Raw genomic sequence first — 21632 nt, forward strand, 5'->3', positions numbered from 1 at the left:
CCCCCGTACACACCCCCCGTCCCCCGCCCCCGCGATTCAGCGGTGCGGCACCGCGATGCGGTAGCCCTCGTCCAGCAGCCGGGGCAGATACCGGCGCAGCGCCGTCACGCTCTGCGAGCGGTCGCCGCCCGCGTCGTGCGAGAGGATGACGACGCCCGGTCCCGCGCCGTCCAGCACCCTGCGGACGATGGTCCGGGTGCCGGGCGTGGTCCAGTCGAGGGAGTCGACGGTCCAGGCGAGGGGTTCCATGCCCATTTCCGCGCCGAGCTCGAAGGAGTGCCGGTTCCAGGCGCCGTACGGCGCGCGGTACCAGAGCGGCGCGGCCCCGACGGTCTCCTCGACCACCTCGCTGGTCCGTTCCAGCTCACCGCGGATCCCGGAGCGGGTGAGCTTGGTCATCTGCGGATGCGACCAGGAGTGGTTGCCGATGACATGGCCGTCGTCGGCGATCTCCCGCAGCAGGTCGCGGTGGACGTCGACCATCTCGCCGCAGACGAAGAACATCGCGCGGACGTCGTGGTCGCGCAGGGTGCGCAGGATGCCGGGCGTGTACGCGGGGTCGGGTCCGTCGTCGAAGGTGAGCACCATGGTGTGGCCCAGTTCGGGCAGTTCGAGGAAGGGCTTGCGGCGTACCGGGGGCAGGGGTCTGCCGAGGCCGCTCGGCGCCCCTTCGGTCATGGGCTGGAGCCGGTACGCGGAGGGCCGCAGCCCGACGCCGGCCGGCGGCCCCGCGGCGCCCTGTGGGGGCATGTCCGGCACCGGCACCGGCACGTCCGGCCCCGCCGCGGGGGGCGGCCCCGCGGGGCGGCCCGGTGTCCCGGCCTCGCCCGCGGTCAGCAGCCGGGCGGTGACCGCGACGCCGAGACAGGCGGCGAGCCGCAGCACACCACGGCGCCCCAGAATCATCTGATCCTTTTTCATGACCAATGGTTCGTACGGCGGATGCTCCGCGCCGTTCACCAACACTGGTTATCCCGGGGAAAGCACCCGATGGGATGAGGGAGCGAGCGCGACTCGGCCCCCGCGCGCCAGCGGGACCGGCAGTGTCTCACGGCAGGGTCGGCCCGGTGAGGACCATGACGCGCCGGTCAGCACCGGTGCCGGGCCCGCCGGTGGGCGGCGTCGCGTACTCCAGCGCCGACGGGCGGCCCGGCGCCGGGCCGCCCGTCGGGAGCGGATAACCTGCGTGCCGTGACTCAGCAGCCAACCAAATTCGAACGCGGGACCGACGGCCCGAAGGTGATCGTCGTCGGTATGGACGGTTCCCAGTCCTCGTTCCGTGCCGCCGCGTACGCCAGTGGTCTCGCCCGGCGGCAGAACGCGCTGCTGGCGATCGTCTACGTACAGCCCGTGCTGGCGGCGGGCGCCGCCCTGGGGGCCCCGGTCGCGGAGGCGACCGGGGAGATCGCCGAGGGTCTGGTGGCCGAGATCCGCGGGTCGCTGGAGCGGGTCAAGGACACCTGGAACGTCCGCTGGGAGTTCCACACCTTCCACGGCGATCCGTACAACGGCCTGGTCACGGCGGCCGAGGAGCTGACGGCGGACGCGGTGGTGGTCGGCGCGTCGGAGTCGGCGGGGCACCGGTTCGTCGGTTCGGTGGCGGTACGGCTGGTCAAGGCGGGCCGCTGGCCGGTGACCGTCGTTCCGTAGGGGCCTGCGTAGGGGCCCTGCCACGGGGGCGCGTCCACCGCCCCGCTCCCGTCAGCCGGCGCCCTCGGTCAGTCCGTCGGCGGCGGCGCCGCGGCTCAGCACCGCCGAGCTGATGGACGACCTGGCCTCCTGGTAGTCGTCGCGGTCGGGCTCGTCGCGCAGGGCGCGCGGCAGGCTGACGACGCGGCCGGACGTGAGGTCCATGAGCTGCGGGACGAACTCGGCCTTCTCGACGCGCCAGCGCTGCCCCGGCGCGGCGGGCGGCGCGAAGGTGAAGCGGCCGATCGAGCCCTGGTTGCCGCGTCCGTCCTGGTCGCCGTCGTCGTTGGCCATCGTGCCGGCGATCTGGTCGCCCATCCCGTAGATGATCCACGTCCCGTTGACCTTCTCGTACGCCTGCGGGACATGGGCGTGGGTGCCCAGGATCAGGTCGATGTCGGGACGGCCCCCGGTGCGGGACGCGGTGAGCTTCCGGCCGAGGACGAGCTGATCGTCGTCCGGAGCGGTCTGCCATTCGGTGCCCCAGTGCAGGCTGACCACGACGACATCGGCGCCGGCTGTGCGGGCGGCGCGCGCGTCGGCGACGATCCGGCGCTCGTCGATGAGGTTGACGGCCCAGGGCTGCCCGTCGGGGAGCGGCTGGTCGTTGATGCCGTAGGTGTACGCGAGCTGCGCGACCCGGGCGCCGCCCGCGGTCAGCAGGGCGGGGCGGCCGGCCTCGGCCGCGGAGCGCGCCGAGCCCGTGTGCTTCACCCCCGCCTTGTCGAAGGCGCCGAGGGTGCGGCGTACACCGTCGGCGCCGTCGTCCAGGGCGTGGTTCGAGGCGGTGGAGCAGGAGTCGTAGCCGGTCGCGCGCAGGCCCGCGGCGATCTGGGGCGGGGAGACGAAGGCCGGGTAGCCGGAGAACGGCCCTTCCTCCTCGCCGTACACGGTCTCCATGTGGCAGATCGCCAGATCGGCCCCGGACACGACCGGTTTCACCCCCGCGAGCATGGGCCGGAAGTCGTAACCGTCACCGTCGGCGGCCTCGTTGCCCCACGCGATGACGGAGTCGTGCGGCAGGACGTCGCCGGAGGCCACGAGCGTGAAGCCGCGCTGCGCGGCGGGGCCGTGTGCCGGTGGTCCGTGCGGGGCGGGCGGCTGTCCGGGGCCGGCACAGGCCGCCGTGGTGCCGAGGAGCAGGGCGCCGAGGAGCAGGGCGGTGGCCACGGCTCCCTGTCGCATGCGCTGGGTCATCGGGTGGGCTCCGGTTTCCGTGATGACGGACGAAACGACGGACGAGGTAGCGGGACGAGGCAGCGGGACGAGATGGCGGAATACCAACCCAATGAATCCATATAGTCATATAAATGCATGTCAAGGAGCCAAGCCGACAGCACGCCCGAATGGGGCCGAACGCCACCGCCCGACCGTTCACCGCACCACTCGCCGCAGTGAGCGACCGCTCGTCGCAGATCTCGGTGCGCTCCCTGTCCCTCGGCGCCGCCATGGGTTCGTATACGGCAGGCGGCAGCGCACACCGCAGGACAGCGACCCCGACGGGAAAGGGCGTTCACCATGACCACCGCCACGGCCACGGAGACGACCGACGAGCGGGCGCTGACGGAGCTTCAGCGCGACCACGGACCCGCCCTGCTGAACTTCCTGCTGGGGCTCACCTACGGCGACCGGCAGCGGGCCGAGGATCTGCTCCAGGAGACCCTGGTACGGGCCTGGCTCCACCCCGAGGCGTTCGAGGGACCCTTCGAGTCGATGCGGCCCTGGCTCTTCACCGTCGCCCGCAGGCTGGCGATCGACGCGCGCCGCTCACGCCTCGCGCGCCCCCCGGAGGTCAGTGACGGGATCCTCGCCGCCACGGCCGACCCCGAGGACCGTACGGAGAGCACGGTCGCGGCGCTCGACGTACGCCAGGCGGTGCGGGCGCTGAGCCGTGAGCACCGCGCGGTGCTGGCCCAGATCTACTTCCGCGGACTGAGCGTGAACGAGGCGGCGCGGGCGCTGGGCATCCCGCCCGGCACGGTCAAGTCCCGCTCGTACTACGCCCTGCGGGCGCTCTCCCGCGAGCTGCCCGGCTACAGCAGGTCGCCCTCGTCCAGCAGCGCGAGCAGCGACGGCGCGTCGGCCACCTCCAGATAGGCGGCGCCGCACGCGTCGCACCCCGCGAGGTGGTCCGCGACCCGCCGGTCCTCCGCCGGCTCCAGCGCCTCCAGCACGTAGGCGCCGAGAAGCGACCGCACATGCGGACCGGAATCGTCCGCTCCATCGCCGGGCGCGTCACTCTCGGCCTCACCCGTCACAATCCGCTCCCGTCCGCCACCGGATCCTGCTCTTCTGGCCACGCGGGGCGGTCTCCGCCGGTTCAATGCTCCCTTAAGACCGACCGGCAATTGGTGGTCGGTCTCAGCAGGCTTCGGGGGAGGAAAGGAAGGCGGAAGAGCAATGCGTCCGGAATGTACCGAAGGGGCCGGCGGCGGCCTTCTGGTGCCCATGGCTTGGATGTACGCCGAGTACATCGCCGACGAGCTGCTGCGCACCGGGGATCTGATGCCGCCGACGACACTGGAGTACCGGGCGGGCCGGGACGCGCTCGCCCTGACCATTTTCCTCTCGGACGGCTCGGTGGGCGGCCCGCGTGTCGTGGCCAGAATGGAGGAGTGGCGCTCACTGACGGCGTACGGGACGTCCTGGCGGGACTGGGTGTGCGGACGCCTGGACCTGTTGGAGGCGGCCGACTTCGAGTCGGCCTCGGAGGTCCGCGACCCCGATCTGGCACTGGCCGGTGACGCCTGGCGCTGGCTGGAGGAGACGGAGCTGCTGGCGCCGGACCTCGACGCGGTGGCGCCACCGCGCGGGAGCGCGCTCCGCCCGGGTGGTTACGCGGCGGAACCTGCCCCGGAGTGCACGGGCGAGTTCCCGGGAGAGGAACAGGGACCGCGGGTGTGGACCCCGGCCTGGCAGCTCGGGCTGCCGCTGGGCCATCTCGCGATCCATCTCTTCTGACTGTCCCGGCGCCCAGCCCCGCCGCCCTGTGCCCGCGGTACGGACCGGCCGCCGGTCAGGTGCCGTGCACCCCCGCGCGGTACTTGGGCACCCGTACCGTGATCTTCGTACCCGCGCCGACCCCGGTCTCGATGACCAGGCCGTACGCGTCGCCGTAGACCTGGCGCAGCCGCTCGTCCACGTTGAGCAGCCCGATGCCGGTGGAGGCGTCGCCCTCGCCGCGCAGGATCCGGCGCAGCCGGTCCGGCTCCATGCCGACCCCGTCGTCCTCGATCACCACCTCCGCCTCGGCGCCCGCGTCGAGCGCGCTGATGGTGATCCGGCTCGTGGTGACGGCGCCTTCGAGTCCGTGCTTGACGGCGTTCTCGACGAGCGGCTGGAGACAGAGGAACGGCAGTGCCACGGGCAGCACTTCGGGGGCGATCTGCAGGGTGACCGAGAGCCGTTCGCCGAACCGGGCCCGGACGAGGGCCAGATACTGGTCGATGGAGTGGAGCTCGTCGGCGAGGGTGGTGAACTCGCCGCGCCTGCGGAACGAGTAGCGGGTGAAGTCCGCGAACTCCAGCAGCAGTTCACGGGCCCGTTCCGGGTCGGTGCGGACGAACGAGGCGATGGCGGCGAGCGAGTTGAAGATGAAGTGCGGGGAGATCTGCGCCCGCAGCGCCTTGATCTCCGCCTCGATCAACCGGGTGCGGGAGCGGTCCAGTTCGGCGAGTTCGAGCTGCACGGAGACCCAGCGGGCCACCTCGCCGGCCGCGCGGGCGAGCACCGCGGACTCGCGCGGCGCGTAGGCGATCAGGGTGCCGAGCACCCGGTTGTCGACGGTCAGGGGGGCGGCCACGCCCCAGCGCAGCGGGCAGTCGAGATCGTCGCAGCCGTCGCTGAAGGCCGTGCCGCGCCCGCTGGCGAGCAGCTCCCCGGCCCGCTCCATCGCCCGCTCTGCGTGGTGTCCGCCGAGCCCGTCCCAGGCGAGGACCCGCTCGCCGTCGGTGAGGCAGAGCGCGTCCGTGCCGAGCAGGGAGCGCAGCCGGTGGGCGGCCTTGCGGGCGCTCTCCTCGGTGAGGCCGGCCCGGAGCGGAGGCGCGGCGAGCGACGCGGTGTGCAGGGTCTCGAAGGTGGCGTGCTCGACGGGGGTGCCGACGTCGCTGGTCCGCTCGGGGCGCGCGGTGCGGCGGCCGAGGACGAAGCCGCCCGCGAGGAGCAGCGGGCCGAGCACGATCAGCACGGCGAGGGCGGCTCCGCTCATCGCACGCCCCCCGCGGCTCCGCTCATGACCTGCCTCCCGGCGGCTCCGCTCATCGCGTGCCTCCCGTACTGTCCCGGCCGCCCGGCATCAGCGTCTCCGGGAGGTGGAAGCGTGTCATGGCGGCGTTGGTGCCGGGCGGTATCCGGCTCCGGGTGGCCAGGGACACCAGGATCATCGCGAGGAAGCCGACCGGTACGGACCACACGGCGGGCCAGGCCAGCAGCGCGTGCGGCCAGCCGGACCGTACCGTACCGCTCACCGTGATCACGGTGGCCGCGAACGAGAGACCGCCGCCGAGCAGCAGCCCGGCGATCGCGCCGGGCGGGGTGAGCCGCCGCCACCAGATCCCGAGCACGAGCAGCGGACAGAACGACGACGCGGAGACCGCGAAGGCCATCCCGACCGAGTCCGCCACGGGGATCCCGCTGACCAGCAGGGAGCCGCCGAGCGGGACGGCCATGGCGAGCGGGGTCGCCAGCCGGAAGTCCCGTACGCCACGCGAGGGCAGGACGTCCTGGGTGAGCACCCCCGCGACGGCTGTCGTCAGCCCCGAGGCGGTCGACAGGAACGCCGCGAACGCCCCGCCCGCGACGAGCGCGCCCAGCAGATCCCCGCCGAGCCCGCCGATCGCGCGCTCCGGCAGCAGCAGGACGGCGGCGTCGGCGTACGCGCCGTGCGGGAGTTCGGGCACGTACAGCCGGCCCAGCGCGCCGTAGATCGGCGGCAGGAGGTAGAACGTGCCGATCAGCGCCAGGACGAACACGGTGGTGCGGCGGGCGGCCCGCCCGTTGGGGCTGGTGTAGAAGCGGACGACGACATGGGGCAGTCCCATCGTGCCGAGGAAGGTCGCCACGATCAGCCCGTAGGTCGCGTAGAGGGGATGGTCGGCGCGTCCGGCGACGGCGGCCGTCAGATCGAGGTCCACGGGCGGCCGGCCGTCGCCCTGCCAGGCCAGCAGCAGGAAGATCGCGGGCACGAGCAGCGCGGTGAGCTTGAGCCAGTACTGGAACGCCTGCACGAAGGTGATGCTGCGCATCCCGCCCGCCGCGACGGCCACCACCACGACAAGGGAGACCAGCACCCCGCCGAACCAGTCGGGCGCGCCGGTGAGGATCTTCAACGTCAGCCCGGCGCCCTGGAGTTGGGGTACGAGATAGAGCCATCCGGCGCCGACCACGAAGACGCTCACCAGCCGCCGCACCGCCCGGGACTCCAGCCGCCCCTCCGCGAAGTCGGGCAGGGTGTACGCGCCCGACCGGCGCAGCGGGGCGGCGACGAAGACGAGCAGCACGAGATAGCCGGCGGTGTAGCCGACCGGGTACCAGAGCATGTCGGGGCCGTGCAGCAGCACCAGTCCCGCGACCCCGAGGAAGGAGGCGGCGGAGAGGTATTCGCCGCTGATCGCGGCGGCGTTGAGGGCCGGCCCGACGGTGCGGGAGGCGACGTAGAAGTCGGAGGTGGTACGGGAGATCCGCAGCCCGAAACCGCCGACGAGGACGGTGGCGAGGACGACGACGGCGATCGCCACCGCCGGATGGCTCTGGCTCACGGAACGGGCCGGCCCTTCACCAGCCGGGCGAAGTCACGTTCGTTGCGCTCGGCGCGCCGTACGTACCACCAGGCGAGCAGGGTGAGCAGCGGATAGGCGGCGAAGCCCAGCACGGCCCACACGACGGTGGCGTCGCGCAGCGTGGCGAAGGCGAGGGGCAGGGTGCCCGCGACGAGGGCGAGGACGGCGAACGCGGTGAGTCCGGCGCGCAGTTGACTGCGCATCAGGGAGCGTACGTACGCGTCGCCGAGCGCGGTCTGCTCGGCTATCTCCGCCTGGGCGCGGTAGCGCGGCAGGGGCCGTACCCGCCGGGGCTCCCCGGTGACGATCTCGCGGCGCGGCGCCGCGGGGTCCCCCGCCATGGTGCCCCCTCCCCCGCCGTACCCGTCGTACCGCCGTGCCCTCCGTACCGCGCCCCGGTCGGGCAGCGGCTCGCGCCCGGAGTGTACGCAGCCCGGCGATCCGAGGGGAAGGCCCTGGTCAGCGACTGGTCTGCCGCATCAGCAGATCCCTCAGCGCACGGGCGTGCCGACGGCTGACAGCCAGCTCCGCGTCGCCGACACGCACGCTCATCGCGCCCGCGTCCAGCCGCATCTCGTCGATCCTGGCCAGCGCGACGAGATGGCGGCGGTGGATCCGTACGAACCCGCGCGCCCGCCAGCGTTCCTCCAGCGTGGTCAGGGGGATCCGCACGAGATGGCTGCCGGTGCCGGTGTGCAGCCGGGCGTAGTCGCCCTGCGCCTCCACGTAGGCGATGTCGTCGACGGCGACGAAGCGGATCACCCCGCCCAGCTCGACGGCTATCTGGTCGGCGGCCGGGGCGGCGTGCGGCGTACGCTCCCCCACCAGTTCGGCGACCCGGCGGACGGCCTCCGCCAGCCGCTCCCTGCGGACGGGCTTGAGGACGTAGTCGACGGCCTTCAGGTCGAACGCCTGGACGGCGAAGCCCTCGTGGGCCGTGACGAAGACGATCAGCGGGGGCTCGGCGAACCCCGCGAGCAGCCGGGCGACGTCGAGTCCGCTCAGTCCGGCCATGTGGATGTCGAGGAAGACGACGTCGACGGCGGCGGAGTCGTCCGGCCCGGCGTCGAGCGCCGCGCCGATTCCGCGCAGCGCCTCGGTCGCGCTGGTGGCGCCCTCGGCCCGCCGGATCCGCGGATCGGCCCTGAGCAGGTAGAGAAGCTCCTCCAGGGCCGGTTCTTCGTCGTCCACAGCCAGTACACGCAGCATGACGCCGGAGTGTAACGACCTGGTCGTCGGTGGTGGACACGGCTTCTCTGTGTGATTCGGCTTCTTTGAGTGATTCGGCGCCCGGCTGCGTACCAGACACCATGCGGACCTTGGACCTCCATCGCGATGTCGGCGCCTATGCACTGGGCGTGCTCGACGCCGCGGACGCCTTTCGCTTCGAGGATCACCTCATGGAGTGCCCGCAGTGCACCCTGTCGCTGAGTGACTTCGGCGGGGTGAAGACACAGCTCGACCTCTACGCGCGCCAGACCCCGGCGGGGATGGCGCCGGTCGCCGTCGCGGGCCCGGAGATGCTGGCGCGGCTGCTCGGGCGTACGGCGGAGGGGCGGCGCCGCAGCCGCAGGCGGCGGCTCGCGCTGGTGGCCGTGGCGGCGGCGCTGGTGGTGGGCGGTCCGCTCACCGTCCTCGGGGTGACGCGTACGACGGTCGCGGGCCCCGCGGCGAGCACGCAGTGGACGGCGTCGGACCACACGACGGGGACGGCGGCGATGGTGACGACGACGGAGACCGACTGGGGCACGAACATCGATCTGGAGCTGGTGCGGCCCGCCGTCACCGGGGTCTGCGCGCTGATCGCCGTGGGCGTGGACGGCTCCTGGGAGACGGTGACGACCTGGGCGTCCCGCACGGAGGACGGCGAGCGGCTGATCACCCGTGGGGGCGCCTCGATGCGGCCCGGCCAGATCGACCACTTCGAGGTACGGGCCGTGGACGGCCACACGCTGGTACGGATCGGCGGCGGCTGACCGGCCCGACCGTACCGCCGCTGACTTCGCTGCTTCCGCTGCCGTGAGCGTCGTACGCACCCGTCCCGGCTATGTGGCTATTTGAGCAGCCGGGACATCCTGCGGTCGGCGAGCGGTTTGCCGCCCGTCTGGCAGGTGGGGCAGTACTGGAGCGAGGAGTCGCTGAAGGAGACCTCCCTGATGGTGTCCCCGCAGACGGGGCACGCCTCGCCGGTACGGCCGTGCACCCGCAGCCCGGTCTTCTTCTCCGCCTTGAGCGCTCCCGCGGCCACCCCGCGCGAGCGCTCGACGGCGTCGCCGAGGGTGGTGCGCAGCGCCTCGTACAGCTCGGTGATCTCGTCCTCGGAGAGGTTCTTGACCGGTTTGAACGGCGACATCCGCGCGGCGTGCAGGATCTCGTCGCTGTAGGCGTTGCCGATGCCCGCGAGGAGCCGCTGGTCGCGCAGGGCGCCCTTGATCTGGCGCCGTTCTCCGGCGAGCAGCCGGGCGAACGCGGCGCGGTCGAAGGAGGCGGCGAGCGGATCGGGGCCGAGCCGGGCGATACCGGGGACGTCCGCCGGGTCGCGGACGAGGTGGACGGCGAGGCGCTTGGTGGTGCCCGCCTCGGTCAGGTCGAAGCCGTCGCCCTCGGCGAGGACGGTCCGCCAAGCGAGGGGTCCCTTGCCGGGGCGCGGCGGGGCGCCGGAGAACGAGTCCTTCCAGCGCAGCCAGCCCGCACGGGCCAGATGGACGGCGAGATGGAGTTCTCCGTCCCCCGTACCGTCTGCGCCTGCGCCTGCGCCTGCGGTGACGATGTCGAGATACTTGCCGTGGCGGCCGACGGTGGTGACCGTGGTGCCTTCGAGCGCCGAGAGCGGCGGATCATAGGTCTTGAGGACATTGACCGTCAGCGGCAGGACACGGACGATTTCCTTGCCGACCAGGTGGCCGTCGAGAAAGGTGCGCAGCGCTTCGACTTCGGGTACTTCCGGCATGGTTCCAGCGTGCCGCAGGGGCCCGGGGAACGCCCGGCGGGCTCTCCTCCCGGTGTACGGGTGATCCACGGCACACCGGGGGGCCGGGAGGCGTCCGGGGCCGCCGCGGCTCCGAATCGTCCGGGAAGGGACGGCCCTCACCGGGGTTTCCCGCACCCGCAGGAAGGAAGGCCCACGTGCCCGTAAGCGACCGGCGAGCCGCCGTCCGGCCCGCCCTTGTCCTCGACAGGACCGCCGCGCGCCCCCGCGCCGTCGTCCTGATGCTGCACGGCGGACGTTCGGAGAGCGAGCGTCCGCCGACCCGGCTCAATTCGCCGGGGGTGCGCATGCGGCCGTTCACCCGCGCGGTGCTCCGTGCCACCGAGGGGTACGACGTGGTGGTGGGCCGGGTCCGCTACCGCCACCAGGGGTGGAACGGGGCGCGCGCCGACGCCGCGCGGGACGCCCGGCGGGCGCTGGACGAGCTGGAGCAGTTGGTCGGACCGGTGCCCGTGGTGCTCGTGGGGCATTCGATGGGCGGGCGCGCCGCACTGGCCGCCGCCGCGGCCGAGCAGGTCGTCGGCGTGGTGGGGCTCGCCCCGTGGTGCCCGCCGGGCGAACCGGCGGACCATCTCGGGGGCCGCCGGATCGTTCTGCTGCACGGCGACCGCGACCGGACGACGGATCCCCGGGAGAGCGTGGCGCTGGCCGCCCGCGCCAGGGACGCGGGCGCCGAGGCGTGTGCCGTGCTCCTGGCCGGCGGCGATCACCCGATGCTGCGCAGGTCCGGGACCTGGCACGCGCTGGCGACCGGTTCGGTCACCGGGCTGCTCGGGCTCGGCCGGTTCCCCGACGAGGTGCGGGACGCCTTCGCGCGGGCCGCCGCCGGAGAGGAGACGGATCCGGTTCAGAGGGTGTAGACGCGGCGCGCGGTGCCTCCGAAGACGGCGTCACGCTCCGCCGCGCCGAGCCCGTCGGTGACCGTACGCGCCGCGTCGAGGACGTCGCCGTACGGTGCGGCCAGCCGGCACACCGGCCAGTCGGAGCCGAACATCAGCCGCTCGGGCCCGAAGGCGTCGAGCGCGATGTCCGCGTACGGACGCAGGTCCTCGGCCGTCCAGGAGTCCCAGTCCGCCTCCGTGACCATCCCGGAGAGCTTGCAGACGGTGTTGGGCAGGGCGGCCAGCTCCCGGAAGCGCTCCGCCCAGGGGGTGGTGCGGCCCTCGGCGACGGGCGGTTTGGCGAGATGGTCGAGGACGAAGGTGAGCCCCGGCAGGGACCGGGCCGCCCGGGTCGCGGCGGGAAGCTGATGCGGGCGCACCAGCAGGTCGTACGCGAGCCCGGCGTCCGCGACGGCGGCCAGCCCGCGCAGCACGTCGGGACGGAGCAGCCACGCCGGGTCGGCCTCGCTCTCCACCGGATGGCGTACGGAGACGAGCTTCCGGCCGCCGGGGCGGGCGCGCAGTTCGGCGAGGGTGTCGGCGACGCCGGGCGCGGTGAGGTCGGTCCAGCCGACGACGCCCGCGACGAGACCGCTGCCGTCGGCGAGGGCCAGGAACTCGGGGGTCTCCTCGGCGACGGCGACGGTCTGGACGAGGACGGTGGCGCCCACCCCGGCGGCCCGTGTCTCGACGGCCAGTTCCTCCAGGGTGAAGTTCCGGCGGATGGGGTCCATCCGGCTGCCGGTCATCCACTCCTGAGGTCGTACGGACAGGTCCCAGACGTGGTGGTGGGCGTCGACGACGGGGGCGGGGGTCACCGGGGTCACAGCTCCCACACCACGGGCAGTCCGGCGTCCGCGCCGCCTTCGGAGTAGTCGTGGACGACATCGAGGAGTTCAGCCATCCGCGCCTGCCAGGCGATGTTGACCGGGAGCCGGTCCAGGGCGGCGAGCAGGGCCGCGTAGTCCGCGCACTCCAGCAGGTGGAACAGGTCGGTGCCGCTGCGCCAGATCGTCCAGGAGGTGGCGCCCGCGGCACGGATCGCTGCGGTGAGTTCGGCGGGCACCTCGCGGTGGGCCTCCTCGTACGCCTCGATCCGGTCGGCGCGGACCCTGGTGTGCAGGGCGACTCTCATGCGGGGGCTCCGTTCTCGGTGAGCAGTCCCTCGGCGCGCAGTTCGGCCCAGAGGTCGTCGGGAAGGGTCAGTTCGGCCAGTGCGGCGGCGTCCCGTACCTCGGCGGCGGATCTGGTGCCGACCAAAACGCTCGCGACGGCCGGATGGCGCAGGGCGTAATGGAGGGCGGCGGCGCGCAGCGGCACGCCGTACCGCCGGGTGACGGCGTCCATGCGCAGGGCCCGGTCGAGCAGGGCGGGCGGCGCGGCGGTGTAGTCGTACGTCGCGCCGGGGCGCGGGTCGGCGAGCAGCCCGGAGTTGAAGACCCCGCCGACCACGACGCTCCTGCCGCGCGCCGTGGCCTCGGGGAGCAGTTCGGTGAGCGCCGACCCGTCGAGCAGGGTGAGGCGGCCGGCGCACAGCACGACATCGGTGTCGGTGTCGCGCAGGAAGCGGGTGAGCATCGCGGTCTGGTTCATCCCGGCGCCGATGGCGCCGACGGTCCCCTCGGCGCGCAGCCGCTCCAGCGCGGGGTACGCCTGGGTGAAGGCTTCCTCGGCGTGGTCGTCGGGGTCGTGCAGATAGACGATGTCGATCCGGTCGAGGCCGAGCCGGGTCAGGCTCTCCTCGACGGAGCGGCGTACGCCGTCGGCGCTGAAGTCCCACACCCTGCGGTGCGTCGCCGGTACGGCGAAACCGTGGGCCAGGTCGTCGGGCACGGTGGTGGCGGCGCCCTGCACGGGTTCGAGGATCCGGCCGACCTTGGTGGAGAGCGTGTACGCGCTCCGGGGCCGCTCGCGCAGCGCCTCGCCGAGCCGCCGTTCGGAGAGGCCGAGGCCGTAGTGGGGCGCGGTGTCGAAGTACCGGATGCCCACCTCCCAGGCGGCGTCGACGGCCTCGCGCGCCTGCTCGGGGTCGACCGGGGTGTAGAGATTGCCGATCCCGGCCGCCCCGAAGGACAGGCCGGTCACCCGGACCGTGCCGCCGGTCCTGAGCGTGGTGTGCCGCATACCGCTGCCGCCTCCCCTGTGCCGACGTCCGTCCGTCGTCGATCACGACGAATATTCATCGGATGACTGAGGACGTCAACACCCCTGAAGCAGCCTTCGGGGATTTTTCCCCGCCGACCTGTCCGATCTATCGGCCGAGTGCGGGGAAGCGCTTCAGCGCCCGGGCCGGTCCGGGACGACGAATTCGCACCACACGCACTTGCCGCTGCCGCGCGACTCCACACCCCAGTCGTCCGCCAGCTCGTCCACGAGCAGCAGTCCGCGCCCCGAGACTCCGGACTCCCCGGCCTCGCGGCGGTGCGGCAGGGCGCTCGAACCGTCCTCGACCTCCACGCGCAGCCGCCGGCCCGTCCCGGGCCGCTCCGGCTCCGGCGGCCCGGCGCCCGGCGCCCCCGGGTACCCCGGCTCCCGCTGCTCCGGCTCCGGGCGCTCCGCCCGTGGCAGTACGCGGACCACGACGGCCGCGCCGCCGTCGGTGTGCACCAGGGCGTTGGTGATCAGCTCGTCGGCCGCCAGTTCGATCGCGTCGGAGCGCTCCCGGGCGCCCCAGGCGGTGACCGCCGCCCTGATCATGTGGCGGGCGGTGGCCAGCCCCTCGGCGTCGTCCCGCGCGACCCGCTGGTAGAGCCGGCCGCCGGAGCGCGGGGCACGCGTACCGCCACGGCGCAGCAGCAGGACGGCGACGTCGTCCTCGCCGCCGCGCGCGTCCACGACCTCGCAGAGCCGGTCGGCGAGGTGCTGGAGATCGCGCGGCCCGTCCCGTACCAGCGTGGCCAGCATCTGCATCCCGTCGTCGAGATCGGCGCCCGGCTGCTCCACGAGGCCGTCGGTGTAGAGCAGCAGGGTCTGTCCCGGGTCCAGTTCGACGGTCTCGACCGGGTAGTCGAGCCCACCGAAGGCGGCGGAGAGCCCGAGCGGCATCCCGCCGGGCAGCGGCAGTCTGCGGCAGGTTCCGTCGGTGTCCCTGAGGAGCGGATCGACATGGCCGGCCCGGACGAGCTGGACGACCCCGGTCGTCAGGTCGGCCTCCGCGTAGGTGCAGGTCGCGAAGCGGTCGGTGTCCAGTTCGTGCAGGAAGACCGAGGCGCGGGCCATCACGGTGGCGGGCTCGTGCCCCTCGGCGGCGTACGCGCGCAGCACGATCCTGAGCTGTCCCATCACGGCGGCGGCGTGGGTGTCATGGCCCTGGACGTCCCCGATGACCGTCCCGACCCGGCCGCCCGGGAGGGGGATCACGTCGTACCAGTCGCCGCCGATGTCCCGGCCGAGCCGCGCGGAGCGGTAGCGTACGGCGATCTCGGCCCCCGGCACCGCCGGGATCCGGCGCGGCAGCATCGCCTGCTGGAGCCCCTCCGCGAGGTCGTGCTCCTGCTCGAAGAGCACGGCGCGCTGGAGGCTCTGCGCGATGCTGCTGCCGAGGGCGACGAGCAGATTGCGGTCCTCGGCGCTGAAGCCGATCCTGTCGCGGTAGAGCAGCCCGAGCGCCCCGATGGGCCGCGCCTGGGCGATCAGCGGCAGATAGGCGGCGGCGTTGATGCCGAGGCCGTTGATGGAGGGCCAGAGCATGGGGTAGCTGTCCGCGAACTCCTGGGCGGATTCGATGAAGCGGGGCACGAGCGTGCGCACCACCTCGCTCATCGGGTACGCCTCGTCGGTACGGGTGACCCGGGTACCCGGTACGTAGGAGCCCTCGGGGCCCTCGGCGACCAGATGGATACGGCCCGCGTCCACCAGTCCCATGACCAGGCTGCTGGCGCCGAGGTGGGCCAGCCCGTGGGACTGCTTGAGGACGTCGATGACGTCCTGGACGGTCCTCGCGTGGGCGAGCGCGGCGGTGACGCCCTCGACGACGCCCGCGCCCACCCGGCGCAGGGCGCCCAGTTCATGGCGCGCGACGGAGTCGGCCAGCTCCTGGGCCGCGTCGCGGACGAGACCGATCACACGGTGGGGCCGCCCCGCGGCGTCCCGGCGGATGACGCCCTGGACGTGGGTCCAGCGCAAGCCGCCGTCCCGCCGCCGGACGCGGAAGTACGCGCCGTACCCCTCGCTGCCGTCCCGGAGCGCCTGGGAGACCAGCTCGTCAAGACGGATGGACTCGGTGGGCGGAACCCGGGGCGCCAGGCCCTCGGGGCGGCCGTCGTACTCGTCGGGGCAGAGGTCGAAGACGTCCAGGGCCGGGGCGTCGAGATGCAGCCGCCCGCTGTCGAGATCCCAGTCGAAAGTGCCCATCCGGTTGAGGGACAGGCTGATGTCGGCGTGGGCGGGCCAGTCGTCGGGGAGCGACAGGGGACCCGCTGCCCGTTCAACCATGTGGACACTCTGTCATCATTTGTCGGATTTTTCGAGTGATCCCGGTGCGCCCGGGACGTACGGCGGGCCCGGTCGGCCCGACGAGCCCGGCGAACCCGCCCGGCCAGGTCGGCCCGGGTCGGCCCGGTCGGCCAGGGAACGCGCCCGGTCAGCCCGGAAACGCGTCGGCGGCGGCCGGCCCGTCGGGCAGGACCGGCCCACCGGGGTCCGGCCGCCCGTCGGGCTCCGGCCGCCCGTCAGGCTCCGGCTGCCCGTCGGGCTCCGGCGGGTACAGCTCGTCCACGGGCGGGGCGAGGTCGTCACCGGGCACCCCGCCGGATCCGCCGCCGGGGCCGGCATCGGCCTCCGGCAGGGGCTCCGCCTCGTCCACGGGGAGCGGCGGCCGCTCCGGTACGGCGGGCCGCTCCCGCCCGGCCGGGGCGCCCGACGGTGAGGCGCCGACGCCGCCGGGCGGCGCGGACTCCGCGCGGCCGGCGGCGTCGGGGGCGACCGCTCCCGGCGCCTTCACCGCCTCGGGGTCGGTGATGTCGGCGTCCGGGGCGTACGGCGGCGGCGTCCCGGGGGTCCGGTCCTCGCCGCCGTCGGTACCGATCCGCCGCTCGACCCAGGCATGGTCGACCAGGTCCACGATGACCAGGGCGTCGACGGGGCGCGCGGCGCGGTTGACGACGACGACCCGGTCGGCCTCGTAACCCCGCCAGGGCTTGCCCCGGTAGGTGACGGAGCCCTGGGCGGCGACCGGCGCGCCGAGGGGGCTGCCGCCCGCGCAGCGCACCCTGGGCATGCCGTACTCGTCCACCATGACGGCGGTGCCCGCCTGGAGCACGGACTGGAAGGCGGTGGCCGCGCCGTCGCGGTAGCCGTGGGCGGTGACCCGGACGTCCGCCCGGACCACCACGGGGGTCAGCCCGCGCAGGAAGTCGGGGACGGGCGCCCGGCCGAGCGCCGCGCCCCGCGCGAAGGCGCGGGCCTTCGCCGGGTCCCCGGCGAGCAGGGCGACCTGCCGCTCCACATCGCAACTGGCCGACGGGGAGCCGCCGTAGAGGCCGGGGGTGGAGCCGGGCAGGGCGCGTGGCTTCCGTACGTCCGCGCTCGCGCCCCGCGCGCCCTCCCGCCCCCGTGGGGCCACCGGGCTCGGGGAGCTCCGCGCGTCGCGCTCCGCCGGCCCCACGGGAGCGGGCAGGGTCACGGCGGTCGAGGAGGTGAAAGGGTCGGGCCCGGAGGCCGCGACGGGCTGGAAGTGCAGGTCCTTGCCGGTCGGCGCGCCCTCCCCGCCGCCACCGCCACTGCCGCCGCCCCATCCGCAGCCCGCCGTGATCAGAACGCCTGTGGACAGCGCGACGAGCGCGGCACTCCGTCGACCGATGGGTGAGCGCACCAGAATCTCCTGCCTTTTCCTCCATGGATGACCCCCTATGTCTGCCGGATACACCCGCGGCCCGCAAGCCGGACGAGCCCGACGCGCCCGGGACTTGAACGCGTTCAATAAACGACTTAGGCTCGCCGAAGAAACTGAACGCGTTCAAGTCCGGGGGGTGGCGTGGGATGTCCGTGCTGGTCAGCATGATCGTGACGGTCGGCATGCTGGCGATCGTGCCGCTGGGGCTGCGGCTGCTGGAGACACCGGAGAGGCCCGCCACCGCCGGCCTGCGGGCGCTACGCCGCCTGTGGCCCCTGCCGGGCCTGCTGGGCGCCATCTCCCTCTGGCTGCCACGCGGGGCGCCGGCCACCGCACTCGCCGTCTGCTACGCCCTCGCCACTCTCGCCCTGGCGCTGCTCGCCGTGATCCGCGCCGCGCGAAGCCGGACCCCGCTCCCGGCCCCGGCGGAGGTGGCGGCGCTCACCGCGCTCGTGACCCCGTCGATCGCGGGGGTCGCCCTGGTCGCGGAGCGGTGGGGGCATCACCTGCTCGGCTTCGACCTGACGACCCTGCGGCTGACGGTCGCGCACTTCCACTTCGCCGGCTTCGCCGCGGCACTGACCGCCGGCCTGGTCTGCCGTACGGTGCCGGGCCCCGCGGGCCGGTTCGCGGCGCTGAGCGTCCCGCTCGGCACCCTGACGGTCCTGATCGGCTACTTCACCGGCGAGGCGACCGAGCTGGCCGGTGCGGTCGTGCTGACCGCGGGGATGTGGACGGTCGCGGTGCTGACCTGGCGTGACATCAGACCCGGCGCGCGGGACCGGTGCACGCGCGCGCTGCTCGCCGTCTCCTCCGGTGTGCTGGCGGCGACCATGGTCCTCGCGCTGAGCTGGGCGCTCGGCGAGGCCACCGGGCTCCCCCACCCCACCCTCACCTGGATGGCGGCCACGCACGGCCTGGGCAACGCCCTCGGTTTCGCCCTCTGCTCGATCCTGTCCTGGCGACGACTCAAGGAGACCGCCGCATGAATGCCGCCACCTTCACCTACCCCGACGTGGGCGCCACCCGGCTCGGCCCCCTGCCGGACGGTTACCACCATCTCCACCACCGGACCAGGATCGGCCGGGGCCGCCCCGCCTTCGAGGCGGCGGGAGCGGCCGTCACCACCTTCGCCCTGCACCGGCGGTCGGGCGCCGGGGTCGCGGCCACCTCTCCCCGGGCGGAGCAGGGCACCGGGGTGCGGGTCTCGCTCGGGGTGGGGCGGCTGCGGGTGACCGCGCCGTGCCAGGTGGTGTGGACCGCGTACGAGAAGGACCGTACGGGCTTCGCGTACGGCACCCTGACCGGGCATCCGGAGTGCGGCGAGGAGTCCTTCGTGGTCGAGCTGGGCGAGGACGGCTCCGTCTGGTTCACCGTCACGGCCTTCAGCCGCCCGGCCCGCCGGTACGCCCGGCTCGCGGGCCCGCTGGTGCCGGTGCTCCAGCGCGCGTACGCCCGGTGGCTGGGCCGGACCCTGACCAGGATCGCGCGCGACGCCTGAGGCGCGCCGTCCCGTACCCCGGCTCGCGCGGGGGTACGGGACCGAACCGCGGGCCGGTCAGTCGACCCCGGGCAGGATGTGCGGTTCGGCGAGGTCGTCCTCGTACCCCGCGAGCCGGATCGGGGCCGACCGGGCCCAGACCTCCAGATTGCCGATCTTCTCGGGACCTCGACCACGCTTCTCGGGCCCGCACCCACGCTCGACGGACTCCGTCGGACGTTGTTCTCGCTGCGTCAGATCTGGTGTCACCGCGCACTCCTCTGTGTCGGGTAACTCTGGGACAGGTGGTTCCGTCGCGGTGGCGCCGTTTTGTCGGACGGGACCGCGGCCGTGGTAGGGGGCCTGTCCCAGCACGGCCGTGGGGATGGTGTGTCCCCTGCTTGGCCGTCCGTGCGCATCAGAGTAACCAGATGAGCGCCAGTCCGCTCTATAGGGCTGGCTTTCGGGTGAACTTCCGGCCAACCGGACCAGTTCCGGTCGGCCGGGGTTCCGTCGGTGGTGTAGCGGGAGCCCTGTGACGGGGTGTCGGTCCCGGGGCTACCAATTGGCGGGCGCGTAGTCCTTGAGGAAGCAGCCGTACAGGTCCTCGCCGCTCTCGCCCCGCACGATGGGGTCGTACACCCGGGCGGCGCCGTCGATCAGGTCGAGCGGGGCGTGGAAGCCCTCGTCGGCGAGGCGCATCTTGTCCGGATGCGGGCGCTCGTCGGTGATCCAGCCGGTGTCGACGGCCGTCATCAGGATGGAGTCCGACTCGAACATCTCCTGCGCGCTCGTGCGGGTGAGCATGTTCAGCGCGGCCTTGGCCATGTTCGTGTGCGGGTGTCCCGCGCCCTTGTAGCCACGGCTGAACACTCCTTCCATCGCGGAGACGTTGACGACGTAGGCGCGGGCGGCGGCGGCCCGGGCCATCGCCGGGCGCAGCCTGCTGATGAGGATGAACGGCGCGGTGGAGTTGCACAGTTGCACTTCGAGGAGTTCGACCGCGTCCACCTCGGAGACGGTCTGCACCCAACTGTTGGAGTCGTGCAGATCGGGGACGAGGCCGCCCGCGTCGATCGCCGTGCCCGCCTCGATCCTGGCGAGCGTGGCGGAGCCGCCGACCAGGGCGAGCCCGGTGACGTCGGACGCGCTCAGGGCCTCGGCGCCGCCCGCCGACAGCACGGCCTGGGAGCCGCTGCCGAACGCGCCGATGACCTGCGAGGCGGGCAGCTCGCCCGCGGGCAGGGGCGCCGACTCGGCGGCGAGCAGTTCGCTGTAGGCCTGCGGGGAGCGGCGTACCGTCTGCGCGGCGTTGTTGATCAGGATGTCCAGCGGTCCCGCGGCGGCGACGGAGTCCGCGAGGGCCACCACCTGCGCCGGGTCCCGCAGGTCGATGCCGACGATCTTCAGCCGGTGGATCCAGTCGTCGCTGTCCGGCATGGCCTTGAAGCGGCGGACCGCGTCGGCGGGGAACCGGGTGGTGATGGTGGTGTGGGCGCCGTCGCGCAGCAGCCGCAGCGCGATGTACATGCCGATCTTGGCCCGGCCGCCGGTCAGCAGCGCGCGGCGTCCCGTCAGATCCGTACGGGCGTCACGGCGGGCCCGGTTCTCCGCCGCGCACGACGGGCAGAGCTGGTGGTAGAAGGCGTCGACCTCGGTGTAGCGGGACTTGCAGATGTAGCAGGAGCGGGGGCGCTGGAGGATGCCCGCGATCTCCCCGGCGGCCGAGGAGGACGGCAGCAGGCCCTGGGTCTCGTCGTCGATACGCTCGGCGGAGCCGGTGGCGGTGGCCTCGGTGACGGCCTTGTCGTGGGCGGTCTTGGCGGCCCTGCGCTCCTGGCGGCGGCGCTGCTTCACCGTCCGGTAGATCCCGGCGGTGGCGCGCCGGACCGCGATCGCGTCGGGGTGGTCGACGTCCAGCTTGTCGAGTTCGTCCAGCACGCTCAGGCAGACGGCCATCCGCTCGGCGTCGATGCCGGGACCGAACTCCGGGCCGCCGTCCCGGGGCTCCGGGATGCCGCCCCCGGCCGGGCCGGCCGGGTCCGCCTGGCCGCCGCCGTACGCCGGGCTGTCCTCTGTCACCGTCATCGTTGTTGCCGTTCCTCGAAACACTGATCACTGATCACTGGGGGTGGTGCCGGCCGCCGAGATCGTCACCGCGGGTCAGGAGCGTACCGACGGAGCGGGAGCCAACAAAATCCCATCATCCTATCCCGTCGTGCTATCCCGTCGTGACGGCCGTCCCGGCCGGGACCCGTACGCCCAGGAACTTCATGGACCGGCGCAGCCGGAAGCCGAGCGACTCGTAGAGCCGTACGGCGTTGGTGTTGTCGGCGGCGGCGTGCAGGAAAGGCGTCTCACCGCGGGACCGTATGCCGTCGGCGACGGCCAGGACCAGCCGGGCAGCGAGTCCCTGGCCACGGAATTCCGGGGCGGTGCAGACGGCGCTGATCTCGGTCCAGCCCGGCGGGCGCATCCGCTCCCCCGCCATCGCGACGAGCGCGCCGCCTCGGCGGATGCCCAGGTAGGTGCCGAGTTCGACGGTGCGGGTGAAGAAGGGGCCCGGCCGGGTGCGCTCGATCAGGTCGAGGATCTCCGGCACGTCGGCGGGGCCGAGGCGTACGGCCTCCTCGTCCGGCTTCGCGGCGAGTCCGGCGTCGACCATCTGGACGCCGTCGCCCTGGAAGGTGACCTCCCAGCCGGCCGGCGGCGCCCCGGCGAACCCGGCGAGCGCCAGGGCGCCGCCGGGCCCGGCGAACGCGGCGACGTCGGCCCAGTCGGTCTCTTCCGGGTCGGCGGGCAGCGCCAGCCAGGGAGCCATGTCGGCCGGGTAGCGCAGCAGCGCGCCGTACCGCTCGGCGACGTGCGCGTGCGGTCCGGTGAGGGCGGCGCGCGCGGGGTTGTCGAGCGGGTGCGGCACAGGGGCGTGGGGCATGGACGGGGCTCCTCCATCTGACCGGTGGGATCGGTCGCCCCTGAGGCA

23 protein-coding genes are annotated in these 21632 nt (G+C 73.6%); 7 read left to right on the top strand and 16 right to left on the bottom strand.

Translation table 11 applies throughout. The features are described from left to right. Positions 1-36 precede the first annotated feature (36 nt). A complete protein-coding gene (locus ACIBJC_RS02110; RefSeq protein WP_399286456.1) occupies positions 37-921 on the bottom strand; it encodes a polysaccharide deacetylase family protein in 885 nt (294 codons plus the stop codon). 270 nt (positions 922-1191) lie between these two features. Between ACIBJC_RS02110 and ACIBJC_RS02115 the strand changes: the two genes are divergently transcribed. Further along, positions 1192-1650: a universal stress protein gene (locus ACIBJC_RS02115; RefSeq protein ID WP_399286459.1), complete on the top strand. Its 459-nt coding sequence runs from the start codon at positions 1192-1194 to the stop codon at positions 1648-1650. A gap of 51 nt (positions 1651-1701) precedes the next feature. On the opposite strand, the gene ACIBJC_RS02120 is transcribed toward ACIBJC_RS02115, so the two are convergent. Beyond that, entirely contained in the window at positions 1702-2886 is a 1185-nt protein-coding gene (locus tag ACIBJC_RS02120) for a CapA family protein (protein WP_399286461.1), read from the bottom strand. Between the two features lie 321 nt (positions 2887-3207). Between ACIBJC_RS02120 and ACIBJC_RS02125 the strand changes: the two genes are divergently transcribed. Beyond that, on the top strand, positions 3208-3786 hold the full coding sequence (locus tag ACIBJC_RS02125) for a sigma-70 family RNA polymerase sigma factor (RefSeq protein WP_399286464.1): 579 nt from the start codon (positions 3208-3210) through the stop codon (positions 3784-3786). Here ACIBJC_RS02125 and ACIBJC_RS02130 read toward each other — a convergent pair. Beyond that, positions 3723-3947: a zf-HC2 domain-containing protein gene (locus ACIBJC_RS02130; RefSeq protein WP_399288054.1), complete on the bottom strand. Its 225-nt coding sequence runs from the start codon at positions 3945-3947 to the stop codon at positions 3723-3725. The genes ACIBJC_RS02125 and ACIBJC_RS02130 overlap by 64 nt on opposite strands. Positions 3948-4089: 142 nt before the next feature. Between ACIBJC_RS02130 and ACIBJC_RS02135 the strand changes: the two genes are divergently transcribed. Continuing rightward, entirely contained in the window at positions 4090-4650 is a 561-nt protein-coding gene (locus tag ACIBJC_RS02135) for a hypothetical protein (protein WP_399286467.1), read from the top strand. A 55-nt stretch (positions 4651-4705) separates the two neighbouring features. On the opposite strand, the gene ACIBJC_RS02140 is transcribed toward ACIBJC_RS02135, so the two are convergent. From ACIBJC_RS02140 to ACIBJC_RS02155, 4 genes are all read right to left on the bottom strand, one after another. After that, on the bottom strand, positions 4706-5896 hold the full coding sequence (locus tag ACIBJC_RS02140) for a sensor histidine kinase (RefSeq protein ID WP_399286470.1): 1191 nt from the start codon (positions 5894-5896) through the stop codon (positions 4706-4708). A gap of 49 nt (positions 5897-5945) precedes the next feature. After that, the gene (locus tag ACIBJC_RS02145; RefSeq protein WP_399286473.1) at positions 5946-7445 is read right to left on the bottom strand and encodes a cation acetate symporter; all 1500 of its coding nucleotides are present in this window, start codon (positions 7443-7445) and stop codon (positions 5946-5948) included. Beyond that, positions 7442-7807: a hypothetical protein gene (locus tag ACIBJC_RS02150; protein WP_399286476.1), complete on the bottom strand. Its 366-nt coding sequence runs from the start codon at positions 7805-7807 to the stop codon at positions 7442-7444. Before ACIBJC_RS02150 ends, ACIBJC_RS02145 begins: the two co-directional genes overlap by 4 nt. 118 nt (positions 7808-7925) lie before the next feature. Then, positions 7926-8675 carry a LytR/AlgR family response regulator transcription factor gene (locus ACIBJC_RS02155; RefSeq protein WP_399286479.1) on the bottom strand — a complete coding sequence of 250 codons (750 nt, stop codon included), beginning with the start codon at positions 8673-8675 and terminating at the stop codon, positions 7926-7928. A 101-nt stretch (positions 8676-8776) separates the two neighbouring features. Here ACIBJC_RS02155 and ACIBJC_RS02160 point away from each other — a divergent pair, with 101 nt between their 5' ends. After that, complete coding sequence (locus ACIBJC_RS02160) at positions 8777-9442, top strand: zf-HC2 domain-containing protein (protein ID WP_399286482.1); 666 nt, start codon at positions 8777-8779, stop codon at positions 9440-9442. A 77-nt stretch (positions 9443-9519) separates the two neighbouring features. Here the strand turns inward: ACIBJC_RS02160 and ACIBJC_RS02165 are convergent, their stop codons facing one another. After that, positions 9520-10416, bottom strand: a complete 897-nt coding sequence (locus tag ACIBJC_RS02165; protein WP_399286484.1) for an Fpg/Nei family DNA glycosylase — start codon at positions 10414-10416, stop codon at positions 9520-9522. 176 nt (positions 10417-10592) lie between these two features. Here ACIBJC_RS02165 and ACIBJC_RS02170 point away from each other — a divergent pair, with 176 nt between their 5' ends. Continuing rightward, entirely contained in the window at positions 10593-11315 is a 723-nt protein-coding gene (locus ACIBJC_RS02170; protein ID WP_399286486.1) for an alpha/beta fold hydrolase, read from the top strand. Here the strand turns inward: ACIBJC_RS02170 and ACIBJC_RS02175 are convergent. From ACIBJC_RS02175 to ACIBJC_RS02195, 5 genes are all read right to left on the bottom strand, one after another. Then, entirely contained in the window at positions 11303-12154 is an 852-nt protein-coding gene (locus ACIBJC_RS02175) for an amidohydrolase family protein (protein WP_399288057.1), read from the bottom strand. The genes ACIBJC_RS02170 and ACIBJC_RS02175 overlap by 13 nt on opposite strands. A 5-nt stretch (positions 12155-12159) precedes the next feature. After that, positions 12160-12471, bottom strand: coding sequence for an L-rhamnose mutarotase (locus tag ACIBJC_RS02180; protein WP_329826468.1), 312 nt, complete (start codon positions 12469-12471; stop codon positions 12160-12162). Next, positions 12468-13460, bottom strand: coding sequence for an aldo/keto reductase (locus tag ACIBJC_RS02185; RefSeq protein ID WP_399286489.1), 993 nt, complete (start codon positions 13458-13460; stop codon positions 12468-12470). Before ACIBJC_RS02185 ends, ACIBJC_RS02180 begins: the two co-directional genes overlap by 4 nt. A gap of 153 nt (positions 13461-13613) precedes the next feature. After that, entirely contained in the window at positions 13614-15770 is a 2157-nt protein-coding gene (locus ACIBJC_RS02190; RefSeq protein WP_399286491.1) for a SpoIIE family protein phosphatase, read from the bottom strand. 148 nt (positions 15771-15918) lie between these two features. Beyond that, a complete protein-coding gene (locus tag ACIBJC_RS02195) occupies positions 15919-17148 on the bottom strand; it encodes a DUF6777 domain-containing protein (RefSeq protein WP_399286494.1) in 1230 nt (409 codons plus the stop codon). 167 nt (positions 17149-17315) lie between these two features. Between ACIBJC_RS02195 and ACIBJC_RS02200 the strand changes: the two genes are divergently transcribed. Next, the gene (locus ACIBJC_RS02200; RefSeq protein ID WP_399286496.1) at positions 17316-18158 is read left to right on the top strand and encodes a YndJ family protein; all 843 of its coding nucleotides are present in this window, start codon (positions 17316-17318) and stop codon (positions 18156-18158) included. Continuing rightward, positions 18155-18670 carry a DUF1990 family protein gene (locus ACIBJC_RS02205; RefSeq protein ID WP_399286498.1) on the top strand — a complete coding sequence of 172 codons (516 nt, stop codon included), beginning with the start codon at positions 18155-18157 and terminating at the stop codon, positions 18668-18670. The genes ACIBJC_RS02200 and ACIBJC_RS02205 overlap by 4 nt, the downstream gene beginning before the upstream one ends. A 57-nt stretch (positions 18671-18727) precedes the next feature. Here the strand turns inward: ACIBJC_RS02205 and ACIBJC_RS02210 are convergent, their stop codons facing one another. The 3 genes from ACIBJC_RS02210 to ACIBJC_RS02220 all read right to left on the bottom strand — a co-directional run bounded on the left by ACIBJC_RS02210 (position 18728) and on the right by ACIBJC_RS02220 (position 21584). Then, positions 18728-18919, bottom strand: coding sequence for a hypothetical protein (locus ACIBJC_RS02210; RefSeq protein WP_399286500.1), 192 nt, complete (start codon positions 18917-18919; stop codon positions 18728-18730). A gap of 288 nt (positions 18920-19207) precedes the next feature. Beyond that, positions 19208-20737, bottom strand: a complete 1530-nt coding sequence (locus ACIBJC_RS02215; protein ID WP_399286503.1) for an SDR family NAD(P)-dependent oxidoreductase — start codon at positions 20735-20737, stop codon at positions 19208-19210. Between the two features lie 133 nt (positions 20738-20870). Then, a complete protein-coding gene (locus ACIBJC_RS02220) occupies positions 20871-21584 on the bottom strand; it encodes a GNAT family N-acetyltransferase (protein ID WP_399286506.1) in 714 nt (237 codons plus the stop codon). Between the last annotated feature and the right edge of the window lie 48 nt (positions 21585-21632).

The sequence above is a fragment of the Streptomyces sp. NPDC050509 genome (assembly GCF_044457965.1).
In the GTDB taxonomy this organism is placed as follows: Bacteria; Actinomycetota; Actinomycetes; order Streptomycetales; family Streptomycetaceae; genus Streptomyces.

Bases quoted from the DNA above. Each gene is read 5' to 3' on its own strand.
- ACIBJC_RS02110 (WP_399286456.1), bottom strand. From the start codon at position 921: ATGAAAAAGGATCAGATGATTCTGGGGCGCCGTGGTGTGCTGCGGCTC.
- ACIBJC_RS02120 (WP_399286461.1), bottom strand. From the start codon at position 2,886: ATGACCCAGCGCATGCGACAGGGAGCCGTGGCCACCGCCCTGCTCCTC.
- ACIBJC_RS02125 (WP_399286464.1), top strand. From the start codon at position 3,208: ATGACCACCGCCACGGCCACGGAGACGACCGACGAGCGGGCGCTGACG.
- ACIBJC_RS02135 (WP_399286467.1), top strand. From the start codon at position 4,090: ATGCGTCCGGAATGTACCGAAGGGGCCGGCGGCGGCCTTCTGGTGCCC.
- ACIBJC_RS02140 (WP_399286470.1), bottom strand. From the start codon at position 5,896: ATGAGCGGAGCCGCCCTCGCCGTGCTGATCGTGCTCGGCCCGCTGCTC.
- ACIBJC_RS02150 (WP_399286476.1), bottom strand. From the start codon at position 7,807: ATGGCGGGGGACCCCGCGGCGCCGCGCCGCGAGATCGTCACCGGGGAG.
- ACIBJC_RS02155 (WP_399286479.1), bottom strand. From the start codon at position 8,675: ATGCTGCGTGTACTGGCTGTGGACGACGAAGAACCGGCCCTGGAGGAG.
- ACIBJC_RS02160 (WP_399286482.1), top strand. From the start codon at position 8,777: ATGCGGACCTTGGACCTCCATCGCGATGTCGGCGCCTATGCACTGGGC.
- ACIBJC_RS02165 (WP_399286484.1), bottom strand. From the start codon at position 10,416: ATGCCGGAAGTACCCGAAGTCGAAGCGCTGCGCACCTTTCTCGACGGC.
- ACIBJC_RS02180 (WP_329826468.1), bottom strand. From the start codon at position 12,471: ATGAGAGTCGCCCTGCACACCAGGGTCCGCGCCGACCGGATCGAGGCG.
- ACIBJC_RS02185 (WP_399286489.1), bottom strand. From the start codon at position 13,460: ATGCGGCACACCACGCTCAGGACCGGCGGCACGGTCCGGGTGACCGGC.
- ACIBJC_RS02190 (WP_399286491.1), bottom strand. From the start codon at position 15,770: ATGGTTGAACGGGCAGCGGGTCCCCTGTCGCTCCCCGACGACTGGCCC.
- ACIBJC_RS02200 (WP_399286496.1), top strand. From the start codon at position 17,316: ATGTCCGTGCTGGTCAGCATGATCGTGACGGTCGGCATGCTGGCGATC.
- ACIBJC_RS02205 (WP_399286498.1), top strand. From the start codon at position 18,155: ATGAATGCCGCCACCTTCACCTACCCCGACGTGGGCGCCACCCGGCTC.
- ACIBJC_RS02215 (WP_399286503.1), bottom strand. From the start codon at position 20,737: ATGACGGTGACAGAGGACAGCCCGGCGTACGGCGGCGGCCAGGCGGAC.
- ACIBJC_RS02220 (WP_399286506.1), bottom strand. From the start codon at position 21,584: ATGCCCCACGCCCCTGTGCCGCACCCGCTCGACAACCCCGCGCGCGCC.